Origin of the sequence: Ramlibacter sp. AN1133, assembly GCF_037890035.1 — a bacterium.
GTDB lineage: Bacteria > Pseudomonadota > Gammaproteobacteria > Burkholderiales > Burkholderiaceae_C > Ramlibacter.
The window spans coordinates 37,103-56,470 of the sequence record NZ_JBBKTQ010000004.1 but is presented as its reverse complement, the minus strand read 5'-3'; the positions used below and the strand labels follow the sequence as shown (position 1 = coordinate 56,470).

Genomic DNA, 19,368 nt, shown 5'->3' with positions numbered 1-19,368 from the left:
CTTACGCCAGGACGAAACGCAGCACTTCGCTGCGCACGGGCGCCAGCCTGCGCAGCGGGCTCGCCAGGGCTGCCACGATGGTGGCGTGGTTGACGTGCTCCAGGAACTCCAGCCGCACCGGCGCGCCCGCGCGCTGCAGCCGATCGGCGAGCGTCGCGCTGTTCCTCTGCGGATCGACCACCTGGTCGTTCCGGGTGGCGAGCAGCAGCGCGCGCGGCGCCTGCGCGGACACGTGCGCCACCGGCTGGCTGTCCAGCGGGGTCGCGGGCCAGTCGAACGCGCGCTGCGAATCCGCATCGACGATGGGCAGGAAGTTGTACGGGCCGGCGATGCCCACCCAGCCGGCCAGCCGGCGCGGGTGCAGGTCCTGCGACGCGAGCCAGCGGTCGTCGAGCGCGAGCATCGCCGCGTTGTACGCACCGGCGCTGTGCCCCATCAGGTGGATTCGCTGCGAGGATGCGCCCAGCCGGTCGGCGTTGCGGAAGGCCCAGCCCGCCGCCGCCGAACAGTCCTGCAGGATCTCGCGCCAGCGCACCTGCGGGCTCAGGCGGTAGTCCGCGACCACGGTGACGATGCCGGAGCTGGCCAGCGCCTCGCCGACGAAGCGGTAGTCGCTGCGGCTGCCGCGCGTCCACGCGCCGCCGTAGAAGAACAGCACCAACGGCATGCCTGGCTGCGCCTGCAGCGGCAGGTAGGCATCCAGGCGCTGCCGCGGCTGCGCACCATAGGCGAGTCCTTCCTCGACACGGTAGGTGCCATGGGGGACGAGCGCGTCGAGGGCGCCGGTGGCGGAGCAGCCGGCGAGCGCCAGGGCGCCCATGCCCAGCAGGTGGCGACGCGTCAGCAGGGAGGTCAAGGCAGCAGGGGCCGGGTGGCCCGCAAGATCGGTGAAGCGGCCACCGTAACACGTCGCGCGCCCTCGTGCCGGCGCCTGCCCCCTGTCAGGCGATGCAGCCGCGCGCCAGTTCGCGCGTGAGCTCTGCGGCCGGGATCTCCTTGCAGCCGCGGGCGTTCTGCCCCGACCACAGCGGCGAGAAATCGCTGCGCCCCAGCGCCTCCGCCTTCGCGCGCAGCACGCCCATGGCGGGCGCGGCCTGCGGGAAGGCCGGCGCGGCCCCGCTGACCGGGCCCAGCTCGCGGATCGCGCGGTTGACGATGCCGCGTGCGGGCCGGCCGGTGAAGACGTTGGTGAGGGTCGTGACCCGGGCGGCATCGCTCTTCAAGGCCTGGCGGTGCAAGGCCGTGGTGGTCGCCTCAGGACAGAGCATGTAGGCGGTGCCGACCTGCACGCCGGCGGCGCCCAGCGCCAGGGCGGCCGCGACGCCCGGCGCATCCGCGATGCCGCCGGCTGCGATCACGGGCACCTTCACCGCATCCACCACCTGGCGCACCAGCGCGAAGGTGCCCAGCTGCGTGTCCAGGTCCTCCGACAGGAACATGCCGCGATGGCCGCCCGCCTCCAAGCCCTGCGCGATGATCGCATCGACCCCGCGTTCCTCCAGCCAGCGCGCTTCCTCCACCGTGGTGGCGGACGACAGCACGCGCGCGCCCCAGGCGCGCACCCGTTGCAGCAACTCGGGCGAGGGGAGGCCGAAGTGGAAGCTGACCACGCGCGGGCGGAACTCCGCGAGGAGGTCGGCCGCGTCGGCGTTGAAAGGCAGCCGACCCGGGCCGGAGGGGATGGAGGCGGGGTCCGCCCCGAATTCCGCGAAGTACGGCTGCAGCCGCTCGCGCCAGGCTGCATCCCGCGCGGCCTCGGGCGGCGGCGGCGTGTGGCAGAAGAAGTTGACGTTGAAGGGCCGGTCGGTCTGCGCGCGGATCGCCGCGAGTTCCTTGCGCAAGGCGTCCGGGCCCAGCATCGCGCAAGGCAGCGCGCCGAGGCCGCCGGCATGGGAGACGGCGATGGCGAGGGCGCTGCCCTGCACGCCGGCCATGGGGGCCTGGAGGATGGGAACGGAAATGCCGAGCAGTTCGATGAGCGTCATGACGCGCATCGTGCAGCAGGGGGAAAGGGCCTGTAAAGGGAGGGGGTGAGGCTAGGCGCGGCGGCGGCGTCTTGGAGCGGGCAAGCTGGGGTTCCCTTCGGTCACCGCCAGCCTACGGGCGTCGACTGCCGCGCGCGAGCGCCGGCCGCGCGGCGTGACGACGGATTCCAGCATCAACTTGAGGCCGCGGTCCACGTACTGCGCGATCGCGAGCCGGCCGCGGAAGCGCCAGGATTTCAGCGCCCACGCATGGCAGAACATCACGATCATGTACGTGAGCATCTCCACGTCCACCTCGTCGAACAGGCCGGCGCGGATGCACTCCTCGATGCAGTCGGAGATCAGCTGGTTGCTCTCGATCTCCTTGGCCTTGAGCAGTTCGCGCCGCGGCCGCGAGAGCGACTTGGTCTCGCGGTACACCAGCAGCGTGGCGGCGATGCGTTCGTCGATCACGCGCCCGTAGGCGTGCACCGCGGCGCTGAAGCGCTCCATGGGATCGGTGAGGCCGTCCAGCGCCCGCGGGATCTCGCGCAGGTACGAGTCCAGCACCTCCACCAGCGCGAGGAACAGCACGTCCTCCTTGTCCGCGACGTACTGGTAGATGAGGCCGACGCTCACCTTGGCACGCTGCGCCACCTCGCGGATGGTGGTGACGTGGTAGCCCTGCTTGCCGTACAGCTCGATGGCCGCCTTGAGGATCTGGTGCTGGCGCTTTTCCACCAGTTCCGGGACTTCCACCTTGCTGACAACCTGCAGGGCCATGGCGTGCGATTCTATCGTCCGGCCTCGCCGCGGAACGCGTCGAGCGTCTGCCGCGCGATGATCAACTGCTGCACCTCGGTCGCGCCCTCGTAGATGCGCAGCGCCCGGATCTCGCGGTAGAGCCGCTCCACCGGGTGCCCGGAGACGACGCCCAGGCCGCCCCACACCTGCACCGCCGCGTCGATCACCTGCTGTGCCGTCTCGGTGGCCTGCATCTTGGCCATCGCGGCTTCGCGCGTGACCTTGTGGCCCTGGTCGCGCAGCCAGGCCGCGCGGTAGGTGAGCAGCGCGGCGCTGTCGATGCCCGTGGCCATGTTCGCGAGCTTGACCTGCGTGATCTGGAAGTCGGACAGCAGCTGGTCGAACATCCTGCGCGTGGTGGCGCGCACCAGCGCTTCGGCCAGCGCGCGGCGCGCGAAGCCCAGGGCCGCGGCCGCCACCGAAGTGCGGAAGATATCGAGCGTCTGCATCGCGATGCGAAAGCCCAGCCCCGGCTCGCCCAGGCGCTGGGCCGCCGGCACGCGGCAGCCCGTGAAGCGCAGGCGCGCGAGCGGATGCGGTGCGATCACGGGAATGCGCTCGGCGATCTCCAGCCCCGGCGTCGCCGCATCGACGATGAAGGCCGAGAGGCCGCGCGAGCCGTGCGCTTCACCCGTGCGCGCGAACACCACGTAGAAGTCCGCGATGCCGCCATTGGAGATCCAGGTCTTCTCGCCATCGAGGATGTAATCGTCGCCCTCCGCGCGCGCCGCGCACTGCATGGCGGCGACATCCGAGCCGGAGTTGGGCTCCGACAGCGCGAAGGCCGCGATGGCCTCGCCGGCGGCCACCCGCGTGAGGTACTGCTTCTTCTGCGCCGGCGTGCCGTGCAGCGTGATCGCGCCCGAGCCGAGCCCCTGCATCGCGAAGGCGAAGTCGGCCAGGCCGGAATGGCGCGCGAGCGTCTCGCGCAGCAGGCAGATCGCGCGCGTGTCGATCGCGTCGCTGGCGCCGCCCCAGGCGAGGCCGCCGACGGCGTAGCGCAGCCAGCCGGCGGCGCCCAGCTTGCGCACCAGCTCCTTGCATGCACTGTCGGTGTCCTGCGGATGCGCCTTGGGCAAATGCGCGGCGCACCAGCCTTCCAGGTCGCGCGCCAGCGCGCGGTGGTGCGGCGCGAGGAAGGGCCATTCGAGCCAGCTCTGGTCGTGGTACATGCGCGACTCCTTCATCCCGCCAGGAAACGGCGCACCAGCGCCTGGGTCTCGGCTTGCGCGTAGAGCATCGTGGTGCCTTCGACTTCCGCCGCGAAGCCGTCTTCGTTGCCGTCCACCGCCGCGGTGATGCAGCGCTTGCACGCCGCCAGCGCCGGTGCGGGCACCGCGGCGATGCGCTGCGCCAAGGCGCGCGCGGCGTCTTCCAGCTGTTCGGCCGGCACGCACTCCTGCGCGACGCCCCAGGCCACGGCACGCGCGCCGTCGATCACTTCGGCCGCGAGGATCATCCTGCGCGCGACGGCGTCGCCGCAGATGCGCGCCAGGCGCTGCGTGCCGCCGGCGCCGGGCAGCAGGCCCAGGCGTGCTTCCGGCAGGCCGAGCTTCGCGCCGTCGGCCACCAGGCGGATGTCGCAGGCCAGCGCCAGCTCGAGGCCGCCGCCCAGCGCGGGGCCGCGGATCTCCGCCAGCGAGACCTTGGGGCTGCGCTCGATGCGCGCGAACACCTTCTGCATGGCACGCGTCAGGTCCACCATCCGCGCCCGCCCCTCGTCGCTGGCGAAGCGCTCGCGCATGAGGGCCAGGTCCGCGCCGGCGCAGAAGGCCCGGCCGGCGCTGCGGATCCACAGCACGCGCACCTCGTCGCGCGCCTGGACCTCCTCGACGATCGCCTCCAGCCGCGCAACCCAGGCGTCGTCGATCGCGTTGACCGGCGGGCGGTCCAGCGTCGCGATGGCGATGCCGCCTTCGATGGCCAGCGCGATCGGATGGCGTGCCGTGTCCATGCGTGCGCGCCTCAGTCGCCCTGGAACACCGGGGTCTGCTTGGCCACGAAGGCGTGGTACGCGCGGCCGAAGTCCTTGGTCTGCATGCAGATCGCCTGCGCCTCGGCTTCGGTCTCCAGCGCCTGCTCGATGGTCTGGTTCCACTCCTGGTGCAGGCACTTCTTGGTCATGAAGTGGCCGAAGGCGGGGCCGTTGGCGAGCGACAGCGCCATGTCCCTGGCCTTGCCCTGCAGGGCGTCGGCAGGCACCACCTCGTTGAAATAGCCCCACGCCAGGCCTTCCTCCGCGGTCATGGCCCGGCCGGTGTAGAGCAGTTCCGAGGCGCGTCCGTGGCCGATGATGCGCGGCAGGATGGCGCAGGCGCCCATGTCGCAGCCGGCCAGCCCCACGCGCGTGAACAGGAAGGCGGTCTTGGTCCTGGGTGTGCCGTAGCGCAGGTCCGAGGCCATCGGCAGGATCGCGCCGGCGCCGGCGCTCACGCCGTCCACCGCGGCGATGATCGGCTGCGGGCACTGCCGCATCTCCTTGACCAGGTTGCCGGTCATGCGGGTGAAGGTGAGCAGGCCGTCCATCGGCAGGCCCACCAGCGGCCCGATGATCTCGTGCACGTCGCCGCCCGAGCAGAAGTTGCCGCCCTCGCCGGTGAGCACCACCACGCGCACGTCGTCGACATACTGGAACTTGTGGAAGGTGTCGCGCAGTTCCGCGTAGCTGTCGAAGGTGAGCGGGTTCTTGCGCTCGGGGCGGTTCAGCGTGACGGTGGCGACGCGGTCGGCCACATCGAGCTTGAAATGCTTGGGACGGAATTCGGATGCCTTGAGCTTGTACATGTGTGTGTCTCCTCGGGTCATTCAGCCGGCCAGCGTCAGGCCGCCGCTCACGCTGAGCACTTGGCCGGTGACGAAGCCGGATTGCTCGGTGCAGAAGAACAGCACCGCGTCGGCGATCTCCTCGGGCTGCGCCAGCCGCCGCATCGGCGTGGCCTTGATGAAGGCCTCCTGGTGCTTCTCGGGCACGGCGGCCAGCAGCGGCGTGGCGGTCGGACCCGGGCAGACGCAGTTGACGTTGATCCGGTGCCTCGCCACTTCGCGTGCCAGGCTCTTGCTGAAGGCGATGGCGCCGCCCTTGGCGCCGGAATAGACGGTCTCGCCCATGCTGCCGACGCGCCCCGCATCGCTGGCCACGGTGACGATCTTGCCGCCCTGCCCCTGCTCGATCATCCCGCCCAGGAAGGCATGCGTGACGGCGATCGGCCCCATCAGGTTGAGGTCGACCACCTTGCGCCAGAACTCCGGCGTGTTGTCCAGGAAGGGCTGGATCTTCCCCCAGCCCGCGACGTTGGCCACGATGTCCACGTGCGCGGACTTCGCATAGGCCGCGATGCGGAAGGCGGCGATCGAGTCCAGGTTCGTGACGTCCATGGGCAGGAACTCGGCCTGCCCGCCCTGCGCGCGGATCTCCGCGGCCGCGGCCTTGCCGCCTTCTTCCGCGATGTCGGCCAGCAGCACGTAGGCCCCGGCGGCAGCGAGTTTCTGCGCGGTGGCGCGGCCGATGCCGGACGCGGCGCCGGTGACGACGGCGGTCTTCCCCTTGAGTTGCATGAGCGGTCCTCCAGACGGTGTGCGTTGCGACTGAATGATCATTCAGTCACTGGCGCGGAATCCTTGCGCGAAATCAAGATCGGGGGGCGGGCGGACCTAGGGATTGCCCGCAAGCCACCGCCTGCACGCCGATGCGCCGGCTCCGAAGCGAAGCGATGCGATGTTGCGCGGCGTTACCTCCTTGCGCACCTGCACGTTGCGGTGCCACCGGGGCCTTCCTACACTCGACGGATGACGGATGGGCTGGGAGGATCTCGATGAAGGCGCTCAAATGGGTCGGCCTCGCCCTGGCGGCGGTGCTGCTGCTCGCCGGCCTCGCAGCTGGCGTGCTTGCATGGCGTTTCGACGCCGACTGGGCCAAGCGCAAGCTGGCGCAGGCCGTCCTGGAGAGCAGGCAGCGCACGCTGAAGATCGACGGTGACGTCGCGCTGGCCTTCTATCCCTCGCTCGGCGTCAAGCTGGGGCGCGCGAGCCTGTCGGAGCGCAATGCGGCCCAGGAGTTCGCCCGCATCGAGGGCGGCCACGTCTCGGTGCGGCTGCTGCCGCTGCTCTCGCGCCAGGTGATCGTCGACGCGATCGAGCTGGACGGCCTGCAGGCGCACATCGTGCGCCGTCGCAACGGCGGCTTCAACTTCGACGACCTGGCCACCGCCGCACCGCAGGGCGACCGGCCACCGACGCCCGGCGCAGGGGACAACCCGGTCGGCCTGGACATCGCAGGCGTGCGCATCACGCGTTCGGCCGCTTCGTTCGAGGACGAAGCGACGCATCGCACCCTGCGCCTGACGGACATCAACCTGAAGATGGGCCGCATCGCGCAGGCCGCCAGCGGGGCGATGGAACTCGCCTTCAAGGCGGCGAGCGAGCAACCGAAGCTGGAGGCCGACGTCAAGCTGGGCGGCGACTACCGCTACGACCTGGAACGCAAGCTGTACGCCATGGACAAGCTCGCGCTGAGCATCCAGGGCCGCATGGCGCAGGAGGCCTTCGAGGCGCGCCTGAAGATCCCGCAATTCGCATCGGAGGGGCCGCGCACGGCCGCCGCGCAGGCAGACGTCGAGATGCGGCTGGCGGGGCCGCAACGCCAGGTGGAGGCCACCCTGGCCCTGTCGGACCTGCAGGCTGCGGCCGGGCGCTGGACCGTGGGCAAGCTCGCCGCCCGATGGAAACTCAAGCAGGGACCGCTCGATGCGAGCGGAGACATCGCGGGGCCGTTGGAGGCCGACCTCGGGCGACAGGTCGTCACCCTGAGCAAGCTGGCCGGCCGACTGCAGGTCACGCATCCGCAGTTGCCGATGAAGCAGCTCCAGGCGCCGGTGGACGCCTCGCTGCAGGCGGATTGGGGCAAGTCGCAGGCCCGGGGGCGGCTGTCGACACGGGTGGACGACAGCACCATCCAGGCCGGCTTCCAGGTCGCGAAGTTCTCGCCCTTCGCGCTCGGCCTGGACCTCGCGGTCGATCGCCTCGACATCGACCGCTACTTCCCCGCGTCGGGGCCGGCGAAGGCGGGCGAAGGGCCGGCCCCCGCGCCGGCTGGCGCGGGCGCGGCCACGCCGGTGGACCTGTCCTTCCTGCGCGGGCTGGACGTGAGGGGCACGAGCCGCATCGGCTCCCTGCAGGCGCGCGGCATGAAGTTGAACGACGTCGCCGCGACCCTCGTGGTGAATGGAGGCCGGCTCGATCTGAATCCGCTGTCGGCGCGCCTCTACGGAGGCACGCTCGCCGGCTCGCTGCGCCTGCAGGCCGACGGCAACCGCGTGGCCACGCGGCAGGCGCTCGAGAACGTGGCGATCGGCCCGTTGATCAAGGACCTCGCCCGCAAGGACATCCTCGAGGGCCGGGGCCGCGTGCTGCTGGAACTGGACACGGCCGGCGGCTCGACGCTGGCCCTGCGCCAGGGGCTGAACGGATCGGCCAGCGTGAGCCTGCGCGATGGCGCCGTCGCCGGCATCAATCTGGTCAAGTCGCTGCGCCAGGCGAAAGCGGCGCTGCGGGGCGAGATGCGCGATGCGGTGCTCGCCGCCGACCGCGGCCAGAAGACCGACTTCTCCGAGCTGGCCGCCTCGTTCCGGATCGCCAACGGCGTGGCGCGCAACGACGACCTCTCGGCCAAGTCGCCGTTCCTGCGGATCACCGGCGCGGGCACCATCGACCTGGCGCGGGAACGCCTCGACTACCTGGCCAAGGCGACGCTGGTCTCCACCCCGGAGGGCCAGGAGGGCAAGGACCTGGACGCGTTGCGGGGCCTGACCATCCCGGTGCGCCTGGAGGGTTCGTTCGACGCCCCGTCCTACCACCTGGATCTCGGCGCGCTGGCGCAGGAGGCAGTGAAGCAGCAGCTGCACAAGCGCGTCGAGCAGCAACTCGAAAAGCAACTGGGGACGAAGGGCCTCGGCGACCTGCTCAAGGGATTCGGCCGCTGAGCGCCGCGCCGCGCGACCAGCCGCGAGCTAACCCGGTTTCTTCTTCGCCGCTCGTCCCCGCGCCTTGGCCTTGCCGGGCCGTCCCGCTTCGGCGGGGCCGGAGACCACCGTCGTCTGCAGATCCCCGGCTTCCCGATGGGCCGCGGCATCGTCCACGGCGAGAGGGCCGTCGAAGGTCCCCTCGAGGCTGTGGATGCTGACGGGATCCATCTGGTCCGGGAACAGGACCTGCATGCCGATCGGCCCTCGCGTGATCCGCACGCGCACGCTGTCGCCGGCCACTTCCTGGCGATAGTCGTAGACGCCCGGCATCCACACTTCGGATGCCTCATGCAGCCTCTGCGTGCCCAGGATGTTGCCGATGCGCTTCTTCAAGCTGTTGCGTTCCGCCTGGATGGCCTGGACCTGGGCGAACAGGGCGTCGACGCCGTTGCGGTCACCGCCCTTGCTGAGGTCGAACGCGCGGGTCAGCAGGACGCCCTCCTGTTCGACCAGCGCAGACAGGCGTGAGCGCAGTACCGCAATGCTTTCGTCGTGACCCATGGAGCGCATTTTGGGGCGTGGCGCCCGGATGCTAGAAGGCTCCCCGGCCGAGCGCCCGTCGGAGAGATGCCCCCCGGTCAAGCCGCACTCGAGGCAGGGACCGCGCTGCAGGGCTTCGCCGCGCCACGCGTCAGCCAGCGTTTCAAGTCGGCCGCGACACCCTGCGGGCGCCCGCCTGGCCGCGGACTGCCTGTAGGGCGCGCTCGTGAATTCGAGCCGCGGCGTCCGGCGCGTCGCAAAATCGGGGCAGGGACCAGACGGAGTCGGTGTGAAGCTTCAGGTGTTCGTCTGCGAGGACGTCGAGGGTGTTCAGGTCTTCCTCGGCGATCTCTTCGAATCGATCGGCGGACTGCAGGTGGTCGGCACGGCCACCACCGAGTCGGCGGCGAAGTTCTGGCTCGCCGCCAACCAGGCCGACTGGGACCTGGCGATCGTCGACCTGGTGCTGGAGGAAGGTTCCGGCTTCGGCGTGATCGCGGCGGCCCGGCAGACGCATCCGCAGGGGCGGGTCGCCGTCTTCAGCAGCTTCCTGACGCCCGCGGTGCTGGCGCACTGCGTTGCGATGGGGGCGGACGCGGTCTTCGCGAAGTCCGACGCGACGGGGTTCGTGGCGTGGCTTGCGGCGCAATCGGCGCCCCGCGCGGCGCGCTGAACGGCCTCAGTCGACCTTCTGCATGTGCGCCTTCTCCACCACCGGCGCCCAGTAGGAGAGCTCCGCCTTCAGGAGCTCCCGGAACTCCTCCGGCGAACTGGCCGCCGGCTCCATCGACCGCTTGCGCAGCGCCTCCATCACCGCGGGCTTGCGCAAGGCCGCCGCGATCGCGGCACTGAGCTTCTTCGCCAGCGCGGGCGCCAGCTTGGCCGGCGCGAAGAAGCCCGCCCAGCCCGTGACCACGACGCCGGGCAGCGTCTCGGCGATGGCCTGCACGTCGGGGAAGTTCGCCACGCGCGTCGCATCGGCCACCGCGATGATCCGCAGCTTGTCCTGGTGCCCGGCCACCGTGGCCAGCGGCGTGATGACCATCCCCACCTTGCCGGCGAGCAGGTCCTCGATCGCAGCCGCGGAGCCGGCATAGGGCACATGCTCGAAGCGGGCGCCGGTGCGCTGCTTGAGCAGCTCGCCGATCAGTTGCTGGGGCGAGCCCTCGCCCATGGTCCCGAAGGTCACGCCCCCGGCCCGGGTCTTCGCCGCCTGCAGCAGCCCGGGGAGGTCCTTCACCTGCACGACGTCGGGGTTGACGGCGATGGCCATCGTGGTGCGCACGGCGAGGGTGAGCGGCGTGAAGTCGTTCAGCGGGTCGTACGCCACCTTCTTCCGCACCAGGGGAATGGTCACGTGCGTCGCCTCGATGCCCAGGCCGATGGTGTAGCCGTCCGCCGGCGCCTGCGCCAGGCTGCCGATGCCCACCAGGCCGGTGGCGCCGGGGCGATGCTCGAGCAGGACGGGCTGCGCGAGCGAAATCCGCAGTTCCTCCGCCACGACGCGTGCGACCGTGTCGGCCGCCGTCCCCGGGGCGAAGGGCACGATGATGCGGATCGGCTGGCGCGGGAAGTCGTCCGCGCCTGCCGCACCGGCGGCAAGCGCGAGGGCGAGCGCCAGCAAACTCAGGATCCGCTTCATTGGGCCTATCTCCCGTTTGGATGTAGGGAAATCTAGCGGCAGGGACCGATGCTGTCTGCAGGAAAACGGGGGGACCCCCTCAGATTCCAACCTTGGTTCCGACCCGGCGGAACTTTCGTTCTTCCGCGGGCAGGCGTTTTCCCGAAGCGCGCAGTGACTTATTGCACTGGGCCGTCGAAGACGCCCTGCAGCGCCTCGATGTCCAGGATCTTCACGTGCTTCTTGTCCACCTTCAGCAGGCCCTGCTGCTGGAAGGCGGTGAAGGTGCGGCTCACGGTCTCGAGCTTCATGCCCAGGTAGCTGCCGATGTCCACGCGCATCATGCGCAGGTGGAACTCGGTGGCGGAGTAGCCGCGGGCCTTCAGGCGCTGGCTCATATTGAGCAGGAAGGCGGCCAGGCGCTGTTCGGCGTTCATGCTGCCCAGGAGCATCATCAGGCCGTGCTCGCGCACGATCTCGCGGCTCATCATGCGCGACAGCGCGATGTGCAGGTCGGGGCTGACCGTCGCCAGCTCGGTGAGGTGCGCGTACGGGATCGCGCAGATCTCGGTGTCTTCCAGCGCGATGGCGCTGCTGGCGTGCTTGCCCGAGGCCAGGCCGTCCAGGCCCAGGAGCTCGCCGGCGATCTGGAAGCCGGTGACCTGCTCGCGGCCGTCCCTCAGGTTCAGGGTGGACTTGAAGGTGCCGCTGCGCACCGCGTAGACGAACTGGAAGCGGTCGCCCTCGTGGTACAGCGCCTCGCCTTCCTTCACGCGGCGGCGGGCGAACTTCAGGCCGTCCAGCCGCTCGACGTCGCTGCCCGTGAGGCCGCAGGGCAGGCACAGGTCCTTCAGGTGGCAGGTGGAGCACAGCGTGGCGATCGCGGCGGGCGCGGTGGCCGTGCGCAGCGCGGTCGCGGGCGGAACGAAGCGGACCGGGGCGGAGGTGGCGGCGGCGGTTTGCATGGCGGCGTTCATTTTTGAATTTCCTGCGGCGGTTCGTTGTTCAGTGGACGGTGCGGGCGCCGGCGCTGGCGACGGCCTGCGGCAGCTGGTCGAATTCGGTGCTCTTGTCCACGAAACTCGTGGCGCCTTCCTTCAGGTAGCGGTTGCGGTACACGCCCGTGGAGCTGTTGCTGAAGACCACGAAGGCCACCTTCGGATCGGCCTGGCGCACCGCCTTGAGCACCTGCATCCCCGTGCCGCCTTCCAGCTGCACGTCCAGCACGACCACGTCCGGGTGCAGGGCCAGGATCTGGTCGATCGCGCCTTCGGGCGTGGCCGCCTCGCCGATCACGTCCATGTGGGCGCGGGCGAACACACCGTGCAGCCGTTCGCGGATCGGAGCGGAGTCCTCGGCGAGGAAGACCTTCAGGGATGCGTTGCTGGTGGGCATGCATGGATGATGCGTTCCGGCCTGCCTTTCGCCCATCGGCGCCCACTGAATGCGGGCCTAGTCCGCGTCTGAATCGCGCCCGGGCGGACGCCGAGGCTCGCTCGGACGATTCCTAGGCCGCCGCCCGCCCTAGAAGTGCGGCACGGAGTGCGCCAGGGCCGGGTAGCGGTCGAGCATCGCGCCGATGCGCCGCGCCGTTTCCTGCAGGGGCGCCAGGCGGGTGCGCACCATCTGCTCCTCGTCGATCACCCCCGTGCGGCCGGCGGAATTGAGCGCGCACACGACGCGCCCCTTGCCGTCGCGCACCGGCACCGCCAGCGCGATGGAGCCGTACTCGATGGTGTCGCGCGCCACCACGTAGTCGTCGCGCAGGATGCGCGCGAACAGCGCCTTGAGCTCCGCAGGCTTCACGGGCGTGCGGCTGGTGTAGGCCGGCAGGTCCTTCATCGCCAGCAGGCTGGCGCGGTGCGCGGCGGAAGCATGCGCCAGCAGCACGAGCCCGGTGGACGTCGCGTGCGCCGGCAGGCGCGTGCCCACGTTGCGGCCATGGCGCACGCGCTGCTCGGAGGGCACGTGCGCGACGTAGACCACCTCGAAGCCGTCGAGCACCGTGAGCGAGGCGGCGTCGTGCAGGCGCTCGACGAGCCCCGCGAGGTCATGCTGCGCCACCTCCTTGAGGTTCATCGAGGCGAAGTAGTTGGCGCCGAGCGTGAGCACCTTGGGCGCGAGCACGAAGTAACGCCCCTGCCGCCGCACGTAGCCCAGCTGCTCGAAGGTGATCAGCGAGCGCCGCACCGTCGCGGCACTGAGCCCGGTGCGCTGCGCGATCTCGCTCAGCGTCATCTCCGGGGAGTCGCGCCCGAAGGCGTTGAGCACGTCGAGGCCGCGGGCCAGCGCGGTCACGAAGTCGCGGTCCTCGGTTCTTTCCTGGGTTGACTTCGCGGCGGGCATGGAGGAAGATTTCGATTAGCGAAGACATTTTCGCACAGCGAAAACACCGAGACAAGCCTTCCGGGGCGGCCCAGCCCCACTCCCATGCATTCCTCCTCCGCACAGCCCGCGACGCTGTTCGACAAGATCTGGCGCGCGCACACCATCCGGCAGGTGGCCGAGGGCGTGAGCCTGCTGCACGTCGACCGCCACCTGATCCACGACCTCGAAGCCGGCCCGCGCCTGAACGACCTGCGCCAGGCCGGCTACACCGTGGCCCGGCCCGACCTCACCTTCGCCACGCCAGACCACGCGGTCTCCAGCGCGCCGGACCGCACGGGCGACACCAACCCCACCGGCGGGCGGCTGCTGCGCGCGATGCGGCGCGGCACCGCCGAGGCGGGCATCCGCATGTTCGACCTGGGTTCGGGCGCGCAAGGCATCCTGCACGTGGTGGGCCCCGAACAGGGCCTGACGCTGCCGGGCTCGCTGATCGTCTGCGGCGACAGCCACACCTGCACGCACGGCGGCTTCGGCGCGCTGGCCTTCGGCATCGGCTCCAGCGAGGTCGGCCACGTGCTGGCCACGCAGACGCTGCGGCAGCGCAAGCCGAAGACGATGCGCCTGCGCTTCGAAGGTCGGCTCGCCCCCGGCGTGACGGCCAAGGACATGATCCTGCACGCCATCGGCCAGCTGGGCACCGCGGGCGGCCGCGGCTACGCGGTGGAATATGCGGGCTCCGCGGTGCGCGCGCTGGGGCTGGATGCGCGCCTGACGCTGTGCAACCTCTCGATCGAGATGGGCGCCAAGATCGGCATGGTCGCGCCGGACGACCTCGTCTACCAATACCTCGCCGGCCGCCCGTACGCGCCGCAGGGCGCGCTGTTCGAGCGCGCCGTGGCCGAGTGGCGCCAGCTGCCCACGGACGACGGCGCGCGCTTCGACGCCGAGCACGTCATCGCCGCGGAGGACATCGCGCCGCAGGTCACCTGGGGCACCAGCCCGCAGGACGTGCTGCCGGTGCACGGCACCGTGCCCGACCCTGCGTGCGAGAGCGATCCGGAAAAGCGCCAGGCGATCGCGTTCGCCCTCGATTACATGGGGCTGCAGCCCGGGCAGGCCATCGCCGGCACGCCGATCGACTGGGTCTTCATCGGCTCCTGCGCCAACAGCCGCATCTCCGACCTGCGCGAGGCCGCAGCGGTGATCCGCGGGCGTCGGGTGGCCGAGGGCGTCACCGCCTGGGTCGTGCCCGGCTCGGAAGCGACGCAGCGGCAGGCCGAGGCGGAGGGCCTGCATCGCACCTTCCTCGCCGCCGGCTTCGAATGGCGCGCGCCCGGCTGCGCGCTGTGCCTCGCGGCGAACGGCGAGAAGGTCGGCGCCGGCCAGCGCTGCGTGTCGACCTCCAACCGCAACTTCGTCGGCCGGCAGGGTCCGGGCGCACGCACCCACCTCGCCAGCCCCGCGATGGCGGCGGCCGCGGCGATCGCGGGCCGCATCGTCGACGTGCGCGGGTTCGCGGGGGTGCCGGCATGAAGCCCTTCACCCGCGTGCAGGCGAAGGCCGCGCCGCTGATGCGCGCCAACATCGACACCGACCAGATCATCCGCATCACGCGCCTGATAGACCACCAGCGCGGCGAGCTGGGCCCGTGGTGCCTGGAGGCGCTGCGCTATCGCGCCGACGGCAGCGAGAACCCCGACTTCCCGCCCCACCAGCCGCGCTACCGCGGCGCGCAGGTGCTCGTCGCCGCCGAGAACTTCGGCTGCGGCAGCTCGCGCGAGCACGCCGTGTGGGCGCTGGCTGACTGGGGCATCCGCGCGGTGATCGCGCCCAGCTTCGGCGACATCTTCTACGGCAACAGCTTCCAGAACGGCCTCTTGCCCGTGCGCCTGCCGGCGCAGGAAGTGGCGGCGATCGCGCAGGAACTCGCCAGTGCGGCCGAGCCCGTGGTCACGGTCGACCTCGAGGCCTGCACGGTGCGCACGCCGGCCGGCCGCACCCTCGCCTTCCAGATCGAGCCCGAGCGCCGCGAGGCCCTCCTCGCCGGTCTCGACGACATCGGCATGACGCTGCGCGACCGCGCGGCCATCGAAGCTTTCCGCGCTGCAGACGAAGCCGCGCGGCCCTGGATCTATCGCACCACGGAGCAACCTGCCTTGAAGAAAGTCCTAGTCCTCGCCGGTGACGGCATCGGCCCCGAGATCCTGGCGCAGACGATGCGCGTGGTGCAGTGGTTCGTGGAACAGCGCGGCGTGAAGATGGAAGTGCGCGAGGAGCTGTTCGGCATCTCCGCCTGGAAGAAGTACCAGAACCTGATGCGCGACGAGACCTGGCAGCACGTGCTGGCCAGCGACGCGATCCTGTTCGGCGCCACCGGCTCGCCCGAGTACGAGAAGATCCCGTACGAGGCGCGCAGGCAGGACCAGCTGCTGCGCATGCGCAAGGAGCTGGATCTCTTCATCAACCTGCGCCCGGTCAAGGCGATCAAGGCGCTGCAGGATTCCTCCACGCTGCGGCCCGAGGTGCTGGAAGGCACGGACATGGTGCTGGTGCGCGAGCTCTCCGCCGGCCTGTACTTCGGCACCCCGCGCGGCATCGAAACCCTGCCGGACGGCCACAGGCGCGTGGTCAACACGATGGTCTACACGGACACCGAGATCGAGCGCATCGCCCGCGCCGCCTTCGAGCTGGCCCGCACGCGCCGCAACAAGGTGTGCTCGGTGGACAAGGGCAACGTGCTGGAGAACGGACAGCTCTGGCGCGACACGGTCGTGGCGCTGCACCAGAAGGAATACCGCGACGTCGAGCTCACGCACCTGTACGTGGACAACGCCGCCATGCAGATCGTGCGCAACCCGCGCCAGTTCGACGTGATGGTGACGGAGAACCTGTTCGGCGACATCCTGTCCGACTGTGCCGCCATGTGCGCCGGCTCGATCGGCATGATGCCCTCGGCGTCGCTCAGCGCACCGGCCGCCAGCGGCCGCAAGGCGCTGTACGAGCCGATCCACGGCAGCGCGCCCGACATCGCCGGCCAGGGCATCGCCAATCCGCTGGGGTCCATCCTCAGCTTCGCCATGTGCCTGGCGCACACCTTCAACCAGCCGCAGGAGGCGAAGCTGCTGGAGCAGGCGGTGGAGAACGTCGTGGCCGCCGGCATCCGCACGCGCGACATCGCCGCGCCGGGCGGCAAGTCCGTGGGCACCGTCGAAATGGGCGACGCGGTCGTGCGCGAGCTCGATCGCCTGCACCGGGCATGAGCACCTCCAGCGCGCTGCCGCTGGCCGGCAGGGTCGTGATCGAGTTCGGCCACAGCGTGGCCGCGCCCTTCGCCGGCCAGATCCTCGGCGACCTCGGCGCCGAGGTGATCAAGGTGGAGAAGCCGGAAGGCGACGACGCGCGCAAATGGGGCCCGCCCTTCGTGGATGGCGCCGCCGCCACCTTCCAGGCCCTGAACCGGAACAAGAAATCGGTGGTCTGCCAGCTGCGCGATCCCGACGACCGCGCGCGGCTGCTGGCGCTGATCGACGCGCGGGCCGATGTCGTGATCCAGAACCTGCGGCCCGGCCAGGCCGATGCGCTGGGGCTGGGCGCGCAGGCGCTGCTCGCGCGCAAGCCCTCGCTCGTGTACTGCAACCTGGGCGCCTTCGGCGCCACCGGCCCACTGAAGGACAAGCCCGGCTACGACCCGCTGATGCAGGCCTTCGGCGGGATCATGAGCATGGTCGGCGAGGAAGGCTGGCCCGCGGTGCGCGTGGGGCCCTCGATCATCGACATGGGCACGGGGATGTGGGCGGTGATCGGCATCGTCTCCGCGCTGCTGCGGCGCACCTCCACCGGCGCCGGCGGCGTGGTCGACGTCTCCCTGTTCGAGACGGCGGGCTCCTGGATGACCATGTTCGCCGCCCAATACTTCGCCTCGGGCGAGGTGCCGCGCAAGACCGGCTCGGGCCAGGTCGGCATCGTTCCCTACCGCGCGTACCGCACCGCCGACGGCGAACTGGTCGTGGCGGCCGGCAACGACAAGCTGTTCGCGAGCTTCTGCGCCGTGCTGGGACACCCGGAATGGGCCGCGGATCCGCGCTTCGCCACCAACCCCGATCGCGTGCACCACGCCGCCGCGCTCTATGCGCTGATCGAAGCCGGGATGGCGCAACGCACGTCCGCGGACTGGAACGCGGCGCTCGACGCCGCAGGCGTGCCCTGCGCGCCGGTGCAGGACGTGCAGCAGATGCTGGAGCATCCGCAGACGCAGGCCCTGGGCCTGGCGCAGCGCGTGCCGGGCGCCAGCATCCCCTTGATGGGCCTGCCGGTCTCCTTCGACGGCCAGCGCCCGCAGCCGGCCTCCGCCTCGCCCGCGCTGGGCGCGCACACGCAGGAAGTCCTTGGAACGAGGGTCACCGCATGAACACCTTTCCCGACTACGCCACGCTGCAGGTGGTGCCGAACGGCGCGCATGTCCTGCTGGTCACGATCAACCGCCCGGAGGTGATGAACGCGATCAACACGCAGATGGGCCACGACCTGCTGGACCTGTGGCGGCGCATCGACGCCGAGCCCGGCGACACCCGCTGCGTGGTGCTCACCGGCGCCGGCGAGCGCGCCTTCTGCGCCGGCGGCGACCTCAAGGAGCGCAACGGCATGACCGTCGAGGCGTGGCGGGCGCAGCACGAGTTGTTCGAGCGCGCTTTCATGGCGCAGATGGAATGCCAGATCCCGATCGTCGCGGCGGTGAACGGCGTGGCTTACGGCGGCGGCTGCGAGACGGTGGCAGCCTGCGACTTCGTCTATGCCGCGGCGCAGGCCCGCTTCGCCCTCACCGAGGTCAAGCTCGGCATCATGCCGGGCGGCGGCGGCACGCAGAACCTCGCCCGCGCCGTCGGCGAGCGGCGCGCCAAGGAATTGATCCTCACCGCGCGTCCCTTCAGCGCCCAGGAGGCGCACGAATGGGGACTCGTGAACCGCGTCTGCGCCGACGCGGCGGACCTGATGGCACAGGTGTTCGCCACCGCGGAGGAGATCGCGGCCAACGCGCCGCTGTCGGTGCGGCAGGCCAAGCGGTCGATCCACTACGGCCTGCAGACCGATCTGCTCACGGGCTACCGCTTCGAGATCGAGGCCTACAACCGCCTGATCACCACCGAGGACCGGCTGGAGGGCGTGCGCGCCTTCAACGAGAAGCGCGCACCGCAATGGAAGGGACGCTGATGGCCGACATCGACGTGACGGTCTGCGAGGTCGGCCTGCGCGACGGCCTGCAGATGCTGGAAACCTTCTTCCCCACGCAGGAGAAGCTGGCCTGGATCCGCGCTGAAGCGCAGGCGGGCGTGCGCGAGATCGAGGTGACCTCCTTCGTGCCGCCGAAACTCGTGCCGCAGTTCGTCGACGCGCAGGAGGTGGTGGAAGGCGCACTGGCGATTCCGGGCCTGAAGGTGATGGGCCTGGTGCCGAACCTCAAAGGCGCGGAGCGCGGCATCACCCTGGGCGTGCACACGCTCAACTTCGTGATGTCCGTCAGCCGCACGCACAACCTGAAGAACGTGCGGCGCGAGCGCGAGGAATCGGTGGCCGACTTCGGCCGCATCGCCGACCTCGTGCGTGCGCAACCCGAAGGCCGCCGGCCGCGCCTGCTGGGCGGCCTCTCCACCGCGCTCGGCTGCTCCTTCGAGGGCGAGATCGCGCAGGACGACGTGGTGAAGTACGCCGTCGCGCTGGTGGAAGCCGGCGCCGACGAGATCATGGTGGCCGACACGGTGGGCTACGCCACGCCGGCCTCCGTCAAGAGCGTGTTCAAGGCGGTGATGGCCGCGGTGGGACCGGTGCCGGTCTCCGCACACTTCCACGACACGCGCGGGCTGGGCCTGGCCAACGTCACGGCCGCCCTCGAATGCGGCGTGCGCCGCTTCGATGCCTCGCTGGCCGGCCTGGGCGGCTGCCAGTTCGCCCCCGGTGCCACCGGCAACATCGTGATGGACGACCTGTGCTTCCTGCTCGATGCGATGGGGATGCGCACGGGCGTCGACCTGGGCAGATTGGTCGCGGTGCGCGAGATCGTCGCCCGCAACCTGCCCGCAACGCCCCTCTACGGCGCGCTGGCCCGCGCCGGCCTGCCCACCAAGTACAAGACCGCTGGCGAGCGGTGAGCCTGACG

At 70.7% G+C, this 19,368-nt stretch carries 19 protein-coding genes and 1 pseudogene; 8 read left to right on the top strand and 12 right to left on the bottom strand.

Going from position 1 to position 19,368, the window contains the following annotated elements:
* Position 1: 1 nt before the first annotated feature.
* The 7 genes from WG923_RS06555 to WG923_RS06525 all read right to left on the bottom strand — a co-directional run bounded on the left by WG923_RS06555 (position 2) and on the right by WG923_RS06525 (position 6,323).
* On the bottom strand, positions 2–856 hold the full coding sequence (locus WG923_RS06555) for an alpha/beta hydrolase (RefSeq protein WP_340350141.1): 855 nt from the start codon (positions 854–856) through the stop codon (positions 2–4).
* Between the two features lie 85 nt (positions 857–941).
* On the bottom strand, positions 942–1,985 hold the full coding sequence (locus tag WG923_RS06550) for an NAD(P)H-dependent flavin oxidoreductase (protein ID WP_340350140.1): 1,044 nt from the start codon (positions 1,983–1,985) through the stop codon (positions 942–944).
* A 51-nt stretch (positions 1,986–2,036) separates the two neighbouring features.
* Positions 2,037–2,747, bottom strand: a complete 711-nt coding sequence (locus WG923_RS06545) for a TetR/AcrR family transcriptional regulator (protein ID WP_340350139.1) — start codon at positions 2,745–2,747, stop codon at positions 2,037–2,039.
* 11 nt (positions 2,748–2,758) lie between these two features.
* Complete coding sequence (locus WG923_RS06540) at positions 2,759–3,940, bottom strand: acyl-CoA dehydrogenase family protein (RefSeq protein ID WP_340350138.1); 1,182 nt, start codon at positions 3,938–3,940, stop codon at positions 2,759–2,761.
* Between the two features lie 11 nt (positions 3,941–3,951).
* The gene (locus WG923_RS06535) at positions 3,952–4,722 is read right to left on the bottom strand and encodes an enoyl-CoA hydratase/isomerase family protein (protein ID WP_340350137.1); all 771 of its coding nucleotides are present in this window, start codon (positions 4,720–4,722) and stop codon (positions 3,952–3,954) included.
* A gap of 11 nt (positions 4,723–4,733) precedes the next feature.
* The gene (locus WG923_RS06530; RefSeq protein WP_340350136.1) at positions 4,734–5,552 is read right to left on the bottom strand and encodes an enoyl-CoA hydratase family protein; all 819 of its coding nucleotides are present in this window, start codon (positions 5,550–5,552) and stop codon (positions 4,734–4,736) included.
* Between the two features lie 21 nt (positions 5,553–5,573).
* Positions 5,574–6,323 carry an SDR family NAD(P)-dependent oxidoreductase gene (locus WG923_RS06525; protein WP_340350135.1) on the bottom strand — a complete coding sequence of 250 codons (750 nt, stop codon included), beginning with the start codon at positions 6,321–6,323 and terminating at the stop codon, positions 5,574–5,576.
* Between the two features lie 257 nt (positions 6,324–6,580).
* On the opposite strand from WG923_RS06525, the gene WG923_RS06520 reads away from it, so the two are divergent.
* A complete protein-coding gene (locus WG923_RS06520; RefSeq protein WP_340350134.1) occupies positions 6,581–8,746 on the top strand; it encodes an AsmA family protein in 2,166 nt (721 codons plus the stop codon).
* 27 nt (positions 8,747–8,773) lie between these two features.
* On the opposite strand, the gene WG923_RS06515 is transcribed toward WG923_RS06520, so the two are convergent.
* Positions 8,774–9,289 carry a hypothetical protein gene (locus tag WG923_RS06515; protein ID WP_340350133.1) on the bottom strand — a complete coding sequence of 172 codons (516 nt, stop codon included), beginning with the start codon at positions 9,287–9,289 and terminating at the stop codon, positions 8,774–8,776.
* Between the two features lie 268 nt (positions 9,290–9,557).
* On the opposite strand from WG923_RS06515, the gene WG923_RS06510 reads away from it, so the two are divergent.
* Positions 9,558–9,941 (top strand): response regulator, encoded by a 384-nt coding sequence (locus tag WG923_RS06510; RefSeq protein WP_340350132.1) that lies wholly within the window; start codon positions 9,558–9,560, stop codon positions 9,939–9,941.
* Positions 9,942–9,947: 6 nt separating this feature from the next.
* Here the strand turns inward: WG923_RS06510 and WG923_RS06505 are convergent, their stop codons facing one another.
* The 4 genes from WG923_RS06505 to WG923_RS06490 form a co-directional block, all read right to left on the bottom strand.
* Positions 9,948–10,910 carry a Bug family tripartite tricarboxylate transporter substrate binding protein gene (locus WG923_RS06505; RefSeq protein WP_340350131.1) on the bottom strand — a complete coding sequence of 321 codons (963 nt, stop codon included), beginning with the start codon at positions 10,908–10,910 and terminating at the stop codon, positions 9,948–9,950.
* A gap of 158 nt (positions 10,911–11,068) precedes the next feature.
* Entirely contained in the window at positions 11,069–11,854 is a 786-nt protein-coding gene (locus tag WG923_RS06500; RefSeq protein WP_340350130.1) for a helix-turn-helix domain-containing protein, read from the bottom strand.
* A gap of 40 nt (positions 11,855–11,894) precedes the next feature.
* Positions 11,895–12,284 (bottom strand): response regulator, encoded by a 390-nt coding sequence (locus tag WG923_RS06495; protein ID WP_340350129.1) that lies wholly within the window; start codon positions 12,282–12,284, stop codon positions 11,895–11,897.
* Between the two features lie 129 nt (positions 12,285–12,413).
* The gene (locus WG923_RS06490) at positions 12,414–13,235 is read right to left on the bottom strand and encodes an IclR family transcriptional regulator domain-containing protein (protein ID WP_340350128.1); all 822 of its coding nucleotides are present in this window, start codon (positions 13,233–13,235) and stop codon (positions 12,414–12,416) included.
* 84 nt (positions 13,236–13,319) lie between these two features.
* Here WG923_RS06490 and leuC point away from each other — a divergent pair, with 84 nt between their 5' ends.
* The 6 genes and pseudogenes from leuC (at position 13,320) to WG923_RS06460 (ending at position 19,360) form a co-directional block, all read left to right on the top strand.
* A complete protein-coding gene (gene leuC, locus WG923_RS06485) occupies positions 13,320–14,750 on the top strand; it encodes a 3-isopropylmalate dehydratase large subunit (protein ID WP_340350127.1) in 1,431 nt (476 codons plus the stop codon).
* A pseudogene (leuD, locus tag WG923_RS06480) lies at positions 14,747–15,289 on the top strand (3-isopropylmalate dehydratase small subunit); the annotation flags it as partial. The gene leuC and the pseudogene leuD, both read left to right, overlap by 4 nt.
* Before the next feature lie 84 nt (positions 15,290–15,373).
* The gene (gene leuB, locus WG923_RS06475) at positions 15,374–16,477 is read left to right on the top strand and encodes a 3-isopropylmalate dehydrogenase (protein WP_340350395.1); all 1,104 of its coding nucleotides are present in this window, start codon (positions 15,374–15,376) and stop codon (positions 16,475–16,477) included.
* A complete protein-coding gene (locus WG923_RS06470; RefSeq protein ID WP_340350126.1) occupies positions 16,474–17,625 on the top strand; it encodes a CaiB/BaiF CoA transferase family protein in 1,152 nt (383 codons plus the stop codon). Before leuB ends, WG923_RS06470 begins: the two co-directional genes overlap by 4 nt.
* On the top strand, positions 17,622–18,425 hold the full coding sequence (locus WG923_RS06465) for an enoyl-CoA hydratase/isomerase family protein (protein WP_340350125.1): 804 nt from the start codon (positions 17,622–17,624) through the stop codon (positions 18,423–18,425). The genes WG923_RS06470 and WG923_RS06465 overlap by 4 nt, the downstream gene beginning before the upstream one ends.
* Positions 18,410–19,360 (top strand): hydroxymethylglutaryl-CoA lyase, encoded by a 951-nt coding sequence (locus WG923_RS06460; RefSeq protein WP_340350124.1) that lies wholly within the window; start codon positions 18,410–18,412, stop codon positions 19,358–19,360. The genes WG923_RS06465 and WG923_RS06460 overlap by 16 nt, the downstream gene beginning before the upstream one ends.
* Positions 19,361–19,368 lie beyond the last annotated feature (8 nt).

Coding starts and splice junctions, on each gene's coding strand:
- WG923_RS06515 (WP_340350133.1), bottom strand. CDS start 9,289: ATGGGTCACGACGAAAGCATTGCGGTACTGCGCTCACGCCTGTCTGCG.
- WG923_RS06545 (WP_340350139.1), bottom strand. CDS start 2,747: ATGGCCCTGCAGGTTGTCAGCAAGGTGGAAGTCCCGGAACTGGTGGAA.
- WG923_RS06495 (WP_340350129.1), bottom strand. CDS start 12,284: ATGCCCACCAGCAACGCATCCCTGAAGGTCTTCCTCGCCGAGGACTCC.
- WG923_RS06470 (WP_340350126.1), top strand. CDS start 16,474: ATGAGCACCTCCAGCGCGCTGCCGCTGGCCGGCAGGGTCGTGATCGAG.
- WG923_RS06500 (WP_340350130.1), bottom strand. CDS start 11,854: ATGCAAACCGCCGCCGCCACCTCCGCCCCGGTCCGCTTCGTTCCGCCC.
- WG923_RS06525 (WP_340350135.1), bottom strand. CDS start 6,323: ATGCAACTCAAGGGGAAGACCGCCGTCGTCACCGGCGCCGCGTCCGGC.
- WG923_RS06535 (WP_340350137.1), bottom strand. CDS start 4,722: ATGGACACGGCACGCCATCCGATCGCGCTGGCCATCGAAGGCGGCATC.
- WG923_RS06550 (WP_340350140.1), bottom strand. CDS start 1,985: ATGACGCTCATCGAACTGCTCGGCATTTCCGTTCCCATCCTCCAGGCC.
- leuC (WP_340350127.1), top strand. CDS start 13,320: ATGCATTCCTCCTCCGCACAGCCCGCGACGCTGTTCGACAAGATCTGG.
- WG923_RS06540 (WP_340350138.1), bottom strand. CDS start 3,940: ATGTACCACGACCAGAGCTGGCTCGAATGGCCCTTCCTCGCGCCGCAC.
- WG923_RS06465 (WP_340350125.1), top strand. CDS start 17,622: ATGAACACCTTTCCCGACTACGCCACGCTGCAGGTGGTGCCGAACGGC.
- WG923_RS06530 (WP_340350136.1), bottom strand. CDS start 5,552: ATGTACAAGCTCAAGGCATCCGAATTCCGTCCCAAGCATTTCAAGCTC.
- WG923_RS06490 (WP_340350128.1), bottom strand. CDS start 13,235: ATGCCCGCCGCGAAGTCAACCCAGGAAAGAACCGAGGACCGCGACTTC.
- WG923_RS06520 (WP_340350134.1), top strand. CDS start 6,581: ATGAAGGCGCTCAAATGGGTCGGCCTCGCCCTGGCGGCGGTGCTGCTG.
- WG923_RS06460 (WP_340350124.1), top strand. CDS start 18,410: ATGGAAGGGACGCTGATGGCCGACATCGACGTGACGGTCTGCGAGGTC.
- WG923_RS06505 (WP_340350131.1), bottom strand. CDS start 10,910: ATGAAGCGGATCCTGAGTTTGCTGGCGCTCGCCCTCGCGCTTGCCGCC.